The sequence below is a fragment of the Streptomyces sp. NPDC031445 genome (genome assembly GCF_055581365.1).
Genome location: NZ_JBVIJO010000002.1, coordinates 22592 through 35836, shown reverse-complemented (window position 1 = coordinate 35836; position 13245 = coordinate 22592). Strand labels below are relative to the sequence as shown.

Annotated in this window: 9 protein-coding genes; 1 reads left to right on the top strand and 8 read right to left on the bottom strand. The window is 73.4% G+C overall.

All coding sequences use genetic code 11. The features are described from left to right. Positions 1-49: 49 nt before the first annotated feature. A complete protein-coding gene (locus tag ACZ5DC_RS06430; RefSeq protein ID WP_468650017.1) occupies positions 50-538 on the top strand; it encodes a GNAT family N-acetyltransferase in 489 nt (162 codons plus the stop codon). A 12-nt stretch (positions 539-550) separates the two neighbouring features. Here ACZ5DC_RS06430 and ACZ5DC_RS06425 read toward each other — a convergent pair whose 3' ends face one another. From ACZ5DC_RS06425 to ACZ5DC_RS06390, 8 genes are all read right to left on the bottom strand, one after another. After that, the gene (locus tag ACZ5DC_RS06425; RefSeq protein WP_468650015.1) at positions 551-1735 is read right to left on the bottom strand and encodes a MarP family serine protease; all 1185 of its coding nucleotides are present in this window, start codon (positions 1733-1735) and stop codon (positions 551-553) included. Positions 1736-2071: 336 nt separating this feature from the next. Then, positions 2072-2590 (bottom strand): DUF4240 domain-containing protein, encoded by a 519-nt coding sequence (locus ACZ5DC_RS06420; protein ID WP_468651251.1) that lies wholly within the window; start codon positions 2588-2590, stop codon positions 2072-2074. A gap of 504 nt (positions 2591-3094) precedes the next feature. Further along, the gene (locus tag ACZ5DC_RS06415; protein WP_468650013.1) at positions 3095-4078 is read right to left on the bottom strand and encodes a helix-turn-helix transcriptional regulator; all 984 of its coding nucleotides are present in this window, start codon (positions 4076-4078) and stop codon (positions 3095-3097) included. A gap of 61 nt (positions 4079-4139) precedes the next feature. Next, positions 4140-6842: a pyruvate dehydrogenase (acetyl-transferring), homodimeric type gene (aceE, locus tag ACZ5DC_RS06410; RefSeq protein WP_468650011.1), complete on the bottom strand. Its 2703-nt coding sequence runs from the start codon at positions 6840-6842 to the stop codon at positions 4140-4142. A 284-nt stretch (positions 6843-7126) separates the two neighbouring features. Then, positions 7127-7750 carry a GntR family transcriptional regulator gene (locus ACZ5DC_RS06405; protein ID WP_468650009.1) on the bottom strand — a complete coding sequence of 208 codons (624 nt, stop codon included), beginning with the start codon at positions 7748-7750 and terminating at the stop codon, positions 7127-7129. Between the two features lie 174 nt (positions 7751-7924). Next, positions 7925-9769, bottom strand: a complete 1845-nt coding sequence (sucB, locus tag ACZ5DC_RS06400) for a 2-oxoglutarate dehydrogenase, E2 component, dihydrolipoamide succinyltransferase (protein WP_468650007.1) — start codon at positions 9767-9769, stop codon at positions 7925-7927. A gap of 60 nt (positions 9770-9829) precedes the next feature. Further along, complete coding sequence (lpdA, locus tag ACZ5DC_RS06395; RefSeq protein WP_468650005.1) at positions 9830-11218, bottom strand: dihydrolipoyl dehydrogenase; 1389 nt, start codon at positions 11216-11218, stop codon at positions 9830-9832. A gap of 281 nt (positions 11219-11499) precedes the next feature. Beyond that, the gene (locus tag ACZ5DC_RS06390; protein ID WP_468650003.1) at positions 11500-13062 is read right to left on the bottom strand and encodes a leucyl aminopeptidase; all 1563 of its coding nucleotides are present in this window, start codon (positions 13060-13062) and stop codon (positions 11500-11502) included. Positions 13063-13245: the final 183 nt, after the last annotated feature.

The following is a 13245-nucleotide window of genomic DNA, read 5'->3' as shown; positions in this document are numbered from 1 at the left end:
CCGGAAACCCGTTGGGGCCGCCCGGACGGCCCGCCGTAAGGTGATCACCATGCCGGAGCCGTACATACGCAACGCCCATGCCGCCGACGAGGAGCCGCTGGCCGCCCTCGACCGGGCCACCTGGTCCCCCCTGCACGCGGTGATGCCCCCGCCGCAGCCGCCCTACCAGCCCTTCTTCGACGAGCGGCACCCGCCGCAGGAGTACCTCGTCGCCGAGGCGGACGGGCGCGTCCTGGGCTACATCCGGCTCACCCACCCGACCCCGCTCGCCTCCAACGCGCACGTCCTGGCGATCCAGGGCTTCGCCGTCGCCGAGGAGGCGCGCGGCCGGGGCGTCGGACGCGCGCTGGTCCGGGCCGCCGTCGAGGAGGCGCGGCGGCGCGGCGCACGCCGCCTCACCCTGCGCGTGCTCGGGCACAACACCCCGGCCCGGGCGCTGTACGAGTCCGAGGGCTTCGCCGTCGAGGGCGTGCTGCCCGGCGAGTTCCTCATCGACGGCGCGTACGTCGACGACGTCTGCATGGGCCGCGCCCTGTGAGCCCGGTGACACCTACGAACTGACCAGCTCGCCCGTGTCCACCGGCACCGTCGCCGTGGCCGCGCGCCGGGCGTCGCCCGCCACCTCGGCCGCCGTCAGCGCGTACCCCGTCTCGGCGTCCGAGGTGGAGCGGGCGAAGACCACCCCGAACACCCGGCCGTCCGTGGTCAGCAGCGGGCCGCCGGAGTTGCCCGGCCGGACCGTGGAGCGGATCGCGTAGATCTCCCGGGTGACCGTGCCGTCGTTGTAGATGTTCTGGCCGGTCGCCCGCACCCGGTTCCCGACCGTCGCCGCCTGGAGGTCCAGGCTGCCGTCCTGGGGATAGCCCGCCACCACCGCCGAGTCCCCGCGCACCGCACCCCCGTCGAACCGCAGCACCGGGGCGCTGAGATCCGGCACGTACAGCACCGCCACGTCCCGGTCCGGGTCGAACAGCACCACCCGGGCCGCGTACGACGGCCCGACCCCGCCGACCCGCACGCTCGGCCGGTCGATGCCGGCCACCACGTGCGCGTTGGTCATCACACGCCGGGGCGCGTACACGAACCCGCTGCCCTCGCGGCCCTCCGTGCCCACGGCGCCCTCGATCTTCACCGTGCTCAGCCGGGCGGCGTTCGTCGCGGCGGGCGTGACGCTGTCCCCGGTCGGCCGGGCCACCCGGGCCGTCGACTCGTTCTCGAACGGGTTGAACACCTGCGGGAAGCCCGCCTCGGTCAGCGCGGAGGTGGCCCGCGAGAACCACGCGGGCGTGGTCTGCGGCATCGCCTCCTGCACCGCGCCCAGCACCGTCGAGTTCCGTATCGCCGTCGCCAGGGTCTGCGACGGGGCCGCGCTCAGCACGCTCGCCGCCACCCAGGCCACGATCAGCACCGCGACCGAGTTCGCCGCCGCGCCCCCCATCCCGTCCGCCACCCGCAGCGGCCCCCGGTCCAGCTCCCCGCGCAGCCGCAGCGCCAGCCGGCCCGCCAGCTCGTGCCCCACCACCGCCGGCACCAGCACCGTCAGCACCGCGAGCACCGTCGCCGTCGCGGTGCCCCGCTCCACCTGGCCCGTCACCCACGGCAGCACCCACACGCCGACGGCCGCGCCGCCCACGAACCCGGCCAGCGAGACACATCCGGCCACCAGTCCACGGCGATAACCGGACACCGCGTAGACGATGATCACCAGTACGAGCACCAGGTCGAGCAGGTCCACCGAGCCGCCTCTCTCTCCACCTCTCCCTACGGACGGGAGCGGTCCGCCGATCAGCCACGCGCGACGCGAGACCGCCACCGGGGCCGCGGCACCGGCCACGTACGTCTGTACCACCGGAAACGACCCGGACCCGGACGATGGTTCCACCAGGTGGCACAGCGCACATCACGGGCACGCGCACAGCAGGGCCACAGGCGGCACGCAGCCCGCGGTCTCCGTACCGACGCCGTGGCGGGTCCGCGCGCCGCCGTCACCGCGTCCGCCCTCGACCAGGCCGACGCGGCCCCGGGTCCCGTGGGACGGACGGGGCGTCGACGACGGGCGCCGGCGCCGCCCTCACCCCCTGAAGCGCTGCCACAGGCGGGGATAGCGCTGCGCGAGCACCCGGTCGTCCTCCAGGTCCAGGGGCGTGCCCGCCGGCTCGGCCGGCGCCGGGGCGATGCCCAGGTCCGGCGCGACGGTGCCGGTCAGCTGCTCGTACGCCTCGTCCGCCGCGTACCCCAGCTCCTCGCCGTCGCCGTCGATCTCCTCGTCGAAGTCGTCCAGCAGGTCGGCCAGCGCGTCCGGCTCGTGCACGGCGCCCTCGAACACCTCCCGGCCCTGGCCGATCAGCCAGCACCGGAAGAAGTCGAACGCGTCGTCGCTGCACCCGTCCAGCAGCAGCCAGGCCGCGCCCCACAGCTCCCAGCGGTAGGCGCGGTTGTAGCGGGCCTCGAAGTGCCGGGAGAAGTCCAGGACGAGATCGGGCTCCAGCCGGAGCAGCCGCTCCACCAGCGCGTCGGCCTGCTCCTCGGGATCGCCCCCGGCGACCTCGCGGGTGGCGTCGATCAGCTCCCAGAACTCCGTCTCGTCCATCACGCCACCAGCATCGGGCCTCGACCGACACGCCGCACGCGGAACACGGGCCACCCCACCGCCGACCCGCACGGCACCACCTCAACCCGGCCGGCCTGGTCACGGGCCGGGCGCACGGGGAGCACGGGGGAGCGGCGTCGGCTGTCCGTAAGGCGGTACAGCGCGGCGCACTGCTCGCGGCCTCAGCCGTCCGCACGGCGGCACAGCGCGGCGAGCCGGGCCGCGTCGGCCGCGCAGCGCTCGCGGAGGCTCGCCCGGTCGGCGCGGGGGCGGCGCGGGGGCCCCTCCCGGGCGCACGGGGAGCACGGGGGAGCGGCGTCGGCTGTCCGTAAGGCGGTACAGCGCGGCGCACTGCTCGCGGCCTCAGCCGTCCGCACGGCGGCACAGCGCGGCGAGCCGGGCCGCGTCGGCCGCGCAGCGCTCGCGGAGGCTCGCCGGGGCGGCGTGGTCGGTTGAGCGGGGGCGGACCCCTGCCGGGCGCACGCGGAGCGCGGCGGGTCGTCGTCAGCCGTCCGCACGGCGGTACAGCGCGGCGAGCCGGGCCGCGTCGGCCGCGCAGCGCTCCCGCAGGGTCGCCGGTGCCAGTACCTCCGCCTCCGGTCCCAGTGCGGTCAGCTGGCCGTGGGCGACCTCCTCCGACTCCACCGGCAGCGTCACCGTCACCCAGCCCTCGGCGTCCGGGGCGCCCGGGTCCGCCAGCGCCTCCCGCGCGCCGAGCGGATCGACGGTGTGCGGCAGCCGGCGCACGCCCTCGGGAGACAGCCGTACCACCACCTCCGCGCGCAGCAGCGACCGCGCGAACCGCTCGGCCTGCTCCGCCCAGAAGCCGGGCAGGTCGAACCCGGGATCGCGGTCGAACCGCTCGTCGAGCCCGCTCACCGCGGTGAACCGGTCGATCCGGTACGTGCGGAAGGCGCCGGCCCCGGCGACCCGCGCGCACAGGTACCAGACACCCGCCTTCAGCACGAGCCCGTACGGCTCAAGCCGCCGCTCGACCGTCCCGTCCCCGCGCCGGTAGCCGGCGTCGACCCGCCGGTCGTCCCACACCGCTTCGGCGATCACGGGCAGCCACGCGGGCGTCCCGGGCTCGCGGAACCAGGCCGGAGCGTCCAGGTGGAAGCGCTGCGCGGCGGTGTCCGGCGCGTCCCGCAGCGAGGGGAGCAGCGCCGCCGACACCTTCAGCCGGGCCGCCGAGGCCGCGTCCTGAAGCCCCATCTCGCGCAGCGCCCCCGGCACCCCGCTCAGGAACAGCGCCTCCGCCTCGCCGCGGGCCAGCCCGGTCAGCCGCGTCCGGTACCCGCCGACCAGCCGGTACCCGCCGGCCCGGCCCCGGTCGGCGTACACCGGCACCCCCGCCTCCGACAGCGCCTGCGCGTCCCGCGTCACGGTCCGCTCCGACACCTCCAGCTCGCGGGCGAGCTCGGCGGCGGTCATGGCCGGCCGGGACTGGAGGAGCAGGACCATCTTGATCAGACGTGCGGCGCGCATGCCCACATCATGCAAGAGGCCCCCGCCGCAGCGGGGGCCTCCTCACCTGGTGCGCGGTGCCTTACAGCCCGTACTTCTCCCGGGCCTCCTTGACCGCGGTCGCCTTCACCTCGCCGCGCCGGGCGAGCTGGGCCAGGGCCGCGACGACGATCGACTGGGCGTCGACGCCGAAGTGGCGGCGGGCGGCCTCACGGGTGTCCGACAGACCGAAGCCGTCGGCGCCCAGCGAGGACCAGTCCTGCTCCACCCACTGCGCGATCTGGTCCGGGACCTGGCGCATGTAGTCGGAGACCGCCAGCACCGGACCCTCGGCGCCCTGGAGCGCCTGGCGGACGTACGGCACCCGCTCCTCGCCCCGCAACAGCGCCGCGTCCGCCTCCATGGCGTCCCGGCGCAGCTCCGACCAGGAGGTCGCCGACCACACGTCCGCGGCCACGCCCCACTCCTCGGCCAGCAGCCGCTGCGCCTGGAGGGCCCAGTGGATCGCCGTGCCCGAGCCCAGCAGCTGGATGCGCGGGGCGTTGGCGGGCACGGACACACCCGCGGACTCGGCCGTGCTGAAGCGGTACAGGCCCTTGACGATGCCCTCGTCGATGCCGAGGCCCTGCGGCTTGGCCGGCTGCGGCAGCGGCTCGTTGTAGACCGTCAGGTAGTAGAAGACGTTCTGGTCCTCGCCCGGCTTGGCCTCGCCGTACATCCGGCGCAGACCCTCGCGGACGATCACCGCGATCTCGTAGGCGAACGCGGGGTCGTACGTCAGCGCGGCCGGGTTGGTGGCGGCGATGACCGGGGAGTGGCCGTCGGCGTGCTGGAGGCCCTCGCCGGTGAGGGTCGTACGGCCGGCCGTCGCGCCGACGAGGAAGCCGCGGCCGAGCTGGTCGCCGAGCTGCCACATCTGGTCGGCGGTGCGCTGCCAGCCGAACATCGAGTAGAAGATGTAGAACGGGATCATCGCCTCGCCGTGCGTCGCGTACGCGGTGGACGCGGCGATGAAGTCGGCCATCGAACCGGCCTCGGTGATCCCCTCGTTGAGGATCTGGCCGTTCGTGGCCTCCTTGTAGTACATCAGCTGGTCGCGGTCGACCGGCTCGTACGTCTGGCCCTTGGGGGAGTAGATGCCCAGGGACGGGAACAGGCTCTCCATGCCGAAGGTGCGCGCCTCGTCGGGGACGATCGGCACCCAGCGCCTGCCCGTCTCCTTGTCCCGGACCAGGTCCTTGACCAGGCGGACGAAGGCCATGGTGGTGGCCACGCTCTGGGAGCCGGAGCCCTTGTCGAAGGCGGCGAACGCCTTCTCGGCGGGGGCCGGCAGCGGGGCCAGCGCGTGCGTGCGGCGGGCCGGGGCCGGGCCGCCGAGGGCCGCGCGGCGCTCCTGGAGGTAGCGGACCTCCGGGGAGTCGGCGCCCGGGTGGCCGTAGGGCACCACGCCGTCGACGAAGTCGCTGTCCTTGATCGGCAGGCCGAGGCGGTCGCGCATCGCCTTGAACTCGTCCACCGAGAGCTTCTTCATCTGGTGGTTGGCGTTCTTCGACGCGAAGCCCTCGCCGAGGGTGTGGCCCTTGACCGTCTGGGCCAGGATCACGGTCGGCGCGCCCTTGTGCTCGACGGCCGCCTTGTACGCGGCGTAGACCTTGCGCGGCTCGTGACCGCCGCGGGAGAAGTGGAAACAGTCGAGGATCTTGTCGTCGCTCAGCAGCTTCGCCATCTCGGCGAGCACCGGGTCCTTGCCGAAGAAGTCCTCGCGGATGTAGGCGGCGCCGCGGGTCTGGTACGTCTGGACCTGCGCGTCCGGTACCTCGCGCAGCCGGCGTACCAGCGCGCCGGTGGTGTCGAGCTGGAACAGCTCGTCCCAGGCCGAGCCCCACAGCGTCTTGACCACGTTCCAGCCGGCGCCGCGGAACTGGGCCTCCAGCTCCTGCACGATCTTGAAGTTGGCGCGGACCGGGCCGTCGAGGCGCTGGAGGTTGCAGTTGATGACGAAGGTGAGGTTGTCCAGCTCCTCACGCGCGGCCAGCGCGAGGGCCGCCGTCGACTCCGGCTCGTCCATCTCGCCGTCGCCGAGGAAGGCCCAGACGTGGGAGGCGGAGACGTCCTTGATGCCGCGGTTGGTGAGGTAGCGGTTGAAGCGCGCCTGGTAGATGGCGGAGAGCGGGCCGAGGCCCATCGACACCGTCGGGAACTCCCACAGCCAGGGCAGACGGCGCGGGTGCGGGTACGACGGCAGCCCGTTGCCGCCGGCCTCCTGGCGGAAGTTGTCCAGGTGCTGCTCGCTGAGCCGGCCGTCGAGGAAGGCACGGGCGTAGATGCCGGGGGAGGCGTGGCCCTGGATGTAGAGCTGGTCGCCGGAGCCGTCCCCCTCCTTGCCGTGGAAGAAGTGGTTGAAGCCGGTCTCGTACAGCCAGGCCGCCGAGGCGAAGGTGGCGATGTGGCCGCCGACGCCGTGCTTCGCGCCGCGGGTCACCATGGCGGCCGCGTTCCAGCGGTTCCACGCGGTGATCCGGGCCTCCATCTCCGGGTCGCCGGGCAGCGCCGGCTCCGCGGAGGTGGGGATGGTGTTGACGTAGTCCGTCTCGAGGAGCTTCGGCAGCGCGATGCCGCCCGCCTCGGCGCGCTCCAGCGTGCGGCGCATCAGGTACGCGGCGCGGTGCGGCCCGGCCTCCCTGGCGACGGCGTCGAGGGAGGCCTGCCACTCGGCGGTCTCCTCCGGGTCGCGGTCCGGGAGCTGGTCGAGCGCGCTCGGCTGGATGGCGTTGGGGTCGGTCATGTCGCCGCCTTCCTCAGTCGAAGGGGTTCCCTCATCGGTAAGGGTTCGGGGGTGCCCTTGGTCTTTGGCAGGACAGGGCAGGCGGACCTCGAAGGCGGCGTCGTTGTGCGACTCCGTCGCGCGTCCGTCGGTGACTGTAACTCCCTGATCGATGATCGATCAAAGGGTTGAGGGCCAAAACCTCTTGATTTGGAGAAAGTCGGCACGGGGTGCCTTCGATTATGGCACCCGGTGACGCTGGAATGCCTCGTTTTCGCAGGTGAGCGCGGGGATGCTCGACTGGGTCAGGGGCGCGGGGCGCACCCCAGCACATGGGCCTTGACCAGCTCGGCGATCCGTGGGTCCCGGCGCTTGAACGCCTGGACCAGCTCCTCGTGCTCCTCCGCGTACGACTGCTGGACGGTGCCCAGCCAGCGGATCGACAGCGCCGTGAACACCTCGATGCCGAGGCCCTCCCAGGTGTGCAGCAGCACCGAGTTGCGGGCCGCGCGGACCAGCTCCCGGTGGAAGCCCACCGTGTGCCGCACCTGCGCCGTGCCGTCCGCCTCCCGGTCGGCCTCGTACAGCGCCAGGACGTGCGGCTCCAGCGCCGAGCAGTCCTCCGCGAGGCGGTCGGCCGCCAGCTCCGCCGCGATGGCCTCCAGACCGGCCCGGACCGGGTAGCTCTCCTCCAGGTCCGCCGCCGTCAGGTTCCGGACCCGGACGCCCTTGTTGGGGGCCGACTCGATCAGGCGCAGGGACTCCAGCTCGCGCAGGGCCTCGCGGACCGGGGTCTGGCTGACCTCCAGCTCGGTGGCGATCCGGCGCTCCACGATGCGCTCGCCCGGCTGCCAGCGCCCGCTGACGATCCCCTCCACGATGTGCTCGCGGATCTGCTCGCGCAGCGAGTGGACGACGGGCGCGGTCATGAGGGCTCCTTAGGGAGGGCTGACGTTTAGACAATACGGCCGGTTCGCACCGCGGGTGGGGCGCGTAGGGGTGCTGTGGCGCAGGTGAGACGAGGCTTACACGCTCCGTATGCCGACAAACACGAACACCCCGCCCGGAGAGGTTCCGGGCGGGGTGTTCGGTGAGGACGTGTCTTACAGGCCGAGCTCGACCTCGAACTCGCCCGCCTCCAGGATCGCCTTGACGGCCGTCAGGTAACGGGCCGCGTCGGCGCCGTCGACCAGGCGGTGGTCGTAGGAGAGGGTCAGGTAGGTCATGTCGCGGACGCCGATGACCGTGCCCTCCTCGGTCTCGATGACGGCCGGACGCTTGACCGTGGCACCGATGCCGAGGATCGCGACCTGGCCCGGCGGCACGATGATCGTGTCGAACAGCGCGCCGCGCGAACCGGTGTTGGAGATGGTGAAGGTCGCGCCGGACAGCTCGTCCGGGGTGATCTTGCTGGCCCGGACCTTGCCCGCCAGCTCCGCCGTGGCCTTGGCGATGCCCGCGATGTTGAGGTCGCCGGCGTGCTTGATGACCGGGGTCATCAGGCCCTTCTCGGAGTCCACCGCGATACCGATGTTCTCGGTGTCGAAGTAGGTGATGGTCCCCTCGGCCTCGTTGATCCTGGCGTTGATGACCGGGTGGGCCTTCAGCGCCTGCGCGGCGGCCTTGACGAAGAACGGCATCGGGGAGAGCTTGACGCCCTCGCGGGCCGCGAAGGAGTCCTTCGCCTTGGCGCGCAGCTTCATCAGGCGGGTGACGTCGACCTCGACGACCGACGACAGCTGCGCCTGCTCGTGCAGCGCCTTGACCATGTTGTCGCCGATGACCTTGCGGATGCGGGGCATCTTGACGGTCTGGCCACGGAGGGGGGAGACCTCCAGCGCCGGGGCCTTCTTGGCGGCCGGGGCGGCGGCAGCGGCCGGAGCCGGGGCGGCGGCGGCGGCCTTCGCGGCCTCGGCGGCGGCGACGACGTCCTGCTTGCGGATACGGCCGCCGACGCCGGTGCCCTTGACGGTGGCCAGGTCGACGCCGTTCTCGGCGGCGAGCTTGCGCACCAGCGGGGTGACGTACGCGCCCTCGTCCGTCGCCTGGGTGGCGGTCGGGGAGGTCGGCGCGGTGGCCGGGGTGACCGGAGCCGGGGCCGGGGCCGGGGCGGCGGCGGCCGGAGCCGGGGCAGCGGCGGCGGGGGCCGGGGCGGGCGCGGGAGCCGGAGCAGCGGCGGGGGCCGGGGCCGGGGCCGGGGCGGCGGCGGGCGCGGGAGCCGGGGCCGGAGCGGCGGCGGCCGGAGCCGGGGCAGCGGGGGCCGGGGCCGGGGCGGCGGGCGCCGGAGCGGCGGCCGGGGCGGCACCCGGGGCGCCGATGACGGCGAGCTTGGCGCCGACCTCGGCGGTCTCGTCCTCGCCGACCACGATCTCCAGCAGCACACCGGAGGTGGGCGCCGGGATCTCGGTGTCGACCTTGTCCGTGGAGACCTCGAGCAGCGGCTCGTCGGCCTCGACGCTGTCGCCGACCGACTTCAGCCAGCGGGTGACGGTGCCCTCGGTGACGGACTCACCGAGCGCGGGCAGGACCACGTCGGTGCCCTCGGCGCCACCGGCCGGAGCGGCCGGGGCGGCCTCGGCGGCGGGGGCCGGGGCCGGGGCGGCCGGGGCCTCGGCGGCCGGGGCGGGGGCGGGCTCGGCAGCCGGGGCCGGGGCCTCGGCGGCGGGGGCCTCGGCGGCGGCGGGGGCCGGAGCGGCGGCCGGGGCGCCCGTGCCGTCGTCGATCAGGGCCAGCTCGGCGCCGACCTCGACCGTCTCGTCCTCGGCGACCTTGATGGAGGCCAGCACGCCGGAGGCAGGGGCCGGGATCTCGGTGTCGACCTTGTCGGTCGAGACCTCGAGCAGCGGCTCGTCGGCCTCGACGCGTTCGCCCTCGGCCTTCAGCCAGCGGGTGACAGTGCCCTCGGTGACGCTCTCACCGAGCGCCGGAAGGGTTACGGAAACCGCCATGGTTTCGGTTGCTCCTAACGAATTGCGGAAGTCTGTGTCGTCGCGCCCGTTGACCGAAGGTCAGTCGTGGGAGTGCAGCGGCTTGCCGGCCAGGGCCAGGTGGGCCTCGCCGAGCGCCTCGTTCTGCGTCGGGTGGGCGTGGATGAGCTGGGCCACCTCGGCCGGCAGCGCCTCCCAGTTGTAGATCAGCTGGGCCTCGCCGACCTGCTCGCCCATGCGGTCGCCGACCATGTGGACGCCGACGACGGCACCGTCCTTGACCTGGACGAGCTTGATCTCGCCCGCGGTCTTCAGGATCTTGCTCTTTCCGTTGCCCGCCAGGTTGTACTTCAGAGCGACGACCTTGTCCGCGCCGTAGATCTCCTTGGCCTTGGCCTCGGTGATACCGACGGAGGCGACCTCCGGGTGGCAGTACGTCACCCGCGGGACACCGTCGTAGTCGACCGGGACGACCTTGAGGCCGGCCAGGCGCTCCGCCACCAGGATGCCCTCGGCGAAGCCGACGTGCGCCAGCTGGAGCGTCGGGACCAGGTCACCGACGGCGGAGATGGTCGGGACGTTGGTGCGCATGTACTCGTCGACGAGGACGTAGCCGCGGTCCATGGCGACCCCGGCCTCCTCGTAGCCCAGGCCCTGCGAGACCGGGCCGCGGCCGACGGCCACCAGCAGGACCTCGGCCTCGAACTCCTTGCCGTCGGCCAGGGTGACCTTCACGCCGTCCTGGGTGTACTCGGCCTTCTGGAAGAAGGTGCCCAGGTTGAACTTGATGCCGCGCTTGCGGAACGCGCGCTCCAGGAGCTTCGAGCTGTTCTCGTCCTCGACCGGGACGAGGTGCTTCAGGCCCTCGATGATCGTGACGTCCGAGCCGAAGGACTTCCACGCCGAGGCGAACTCGACGCCGATGACACCGCCGCCCAGGATGATCGCGGACTTCGGCACGCGGTCCAGGACGAGGGCGTGGTCGGAGGAGATGACGCGGTTGCCGTCGATCTCCAGGCCCGGCAGCGACTTCGGCACGGAGCCGGTCGCCAGCAGGACGTGACGGCCCTGGATCCGCTGGCCGTTGACGTCCACGGAGGTGGGGGAGGACAGCCGGCCCTCGCCCTCGATGTACGTCACCTTCCGGGACGCGATGAGCCCCTGCAGACCCTTGTACAGGCCCGAGATCACGTCGTCCTTGTACTTGTGGACGGCCGGGACGTCGATGCCCTCGAAGGTGGCCTTCACACCGAACTGCTCGCTCTCGCGGGCCTGGTCGGCGATCTCGCCCGCGTGCAGCAGGGCCTTGGTGGGGATGCAACCCCGGTGCAGGCAGGTGCCGCCGACCTTGTCCTTCTCGATCAGGGCGACGTCCAGGCCCAGCTGCGCCCCGCGCAGGGCCGCGGCGTAACCACCGCTACCACCGCCGAGGATCACTAGGTCGAAAACGGTGCTGGCGTCGTTCGCCACGTCACGTCCTCCATGCATGTGCGCCTTGCGCCGGTCGTCACTGACCGGCGGGCGGCTGGTGTCCGGCCGCTTGATGCTTCGGCCCTTCGGTGGGGGCCCTGTCCTGCCGGGCTCCATCTTCGCACTTGTCGGAGGCGATCGAGACGCGGGGCCGGTGTGTGAGACGTCCCACGTTCCCCGGCGAACCAAGGCGCGCGGGGGCAGGGGCGCGGGGAACTGCGCGAACAGCCCCGCGCCCCTGCGGACGCCGTACCGCGGACCGGACCGGGTCCTCGGGCGGCTCAGCCCAGGTCGCCCGCGGCGGTCAGCTCCGCGAGACGGACCAGCGTACGCACCGCCGTGCCCGTACCGCCCTTCGGCGTGTACCCGAAGGGGCCGCCCTCGTTGAACGCCGGCCCGGCGATGTCGAGGTGCGCCCACGAGATGCCCTCGCCGACGAACTCGCGCAGGAAGAGCCCGGCGACGAGGCCGCCGCCCATCCGCTCGCCCATGTTCGCGATGTCGGCCACGGACGACTCCATGCCCTTGCGCAGGTGCTCCGGCAGCGGCATCGGCCAGGCCGGCTCGCCGACCTCCTCCGCCGCCTCGTGCACCGCGGAGCGGAACGCGTCGTCGTTGGCCATCACACCGAAGGTCCGGCTGCCCAGCGCCAGCATCATCGCGCCGGTCAGCGTGGCCACGTCCACGATCGCGTCCGGGTTCTCCTGCGAGGCCGCCCACAGCGCGTCGCCGAGCACCAGCCGGCCCTCGGCGTCGGTGTTGAGCACCTCGACCGTCTTGCCGCTGTACATGCGCAGCACGTCACCCGGGCGCACGGCGGAGCCGGACGGCATGTTCTCGGCCAGCGCCAGCCAGCCGGTGACGTTGACCTGGAGGCCGAGGCGCGCGGCGGCGACGACCGAGGCGAACACGGCGGCGGCACCGCTCATGTCGCACTTCATCGTCTCGTTGTGCCCGGCCGGCTTCAGCGAGATGCCGCCCGAGTCGTAGGTGATGCCCTTGCCGACGAAGGCCAGGTGCTTCTCCGCCTTCGGGTGCGTGTACGACAGCTTCACCAGGCGGGGAGCGGCCGCGGAGCCGCCGCCAACGCCGAGGATGCCGCCGTATCCGCCCTTGACCAGGGCCTTCTCGTCGAGCACCTGCACCTTGATGCCGTGCTCCTTGGCCGCGGCCTGGGCGATGCCGGCGAAGGCGGCGGGGGTGAGGTCGTTCGGCGGGGTGTTGATCAGGTCGCGGGCGCGGTTCAGCTCCTCGCAGACCGCGACCGCGCGGGCGATCGCGCCCTTGTGGGCGGCGTCGCGCGGCTTGCCGCCGAGCAGCGCGGCCTCGGCCAGCGGCGCCCTGCCGTTCTTGGCCCTGGCGTTGGCGCCGTCCTGGCCGTTGCCCTTGTAGGCGTCGAAGGAGTAGGCGCCGAGCAGGACGCCCTCGCCGATCGCGCCGATCGCGCCGGGGCCGTCCACGGGCAGCGCGAAGGCGGCCTTCTTCGATCCGGCGAGCGCGCGGGCGGCCACGCCGGCGGCCTTGCGCAGCGCCTCGGCGTCGTAGCCGGCGCCGCCCTCCTCGCCGTCCTCGCCGTCCTTGGCGTCGGGCCGCGCGCCCAGGCCCACCGCCACCACGAGCGGGGCCTTGAAGCCGGCCGGTGCCGGCAGCTTCGTCAGCTCGCCCTCGGCACCCGAGGCGCCGAGGGTCTCCAGGACGCCGGCCAGCTTGCCGTCGTACGCCTTGTCCACGGCCTCGGCGCCCGGCGCGACGACGGGCCCCTGGGCGCCCTTGGCGACACCGATCACGATCGCGTCGGCCCGCAGGCCGGGCGCCGCGGCGGTGCTGAGAGTCAGAGCAGTCACGGTGGTGAGATCTCGCTTCCGATGTGAAGTTCGCTGTGGCCGAAATGGGGTGGGTCGACCGGGCCCGAGAGCCGACCCTAGGCCCAGGGCTGGGCACTGGTGGCAACCGGGGCCTTCACCCTGTCGGCGAACACCCGTGATGAGACTACGCCCGTTGCCGACGTGCCCCGAAGGGGCGCGGGA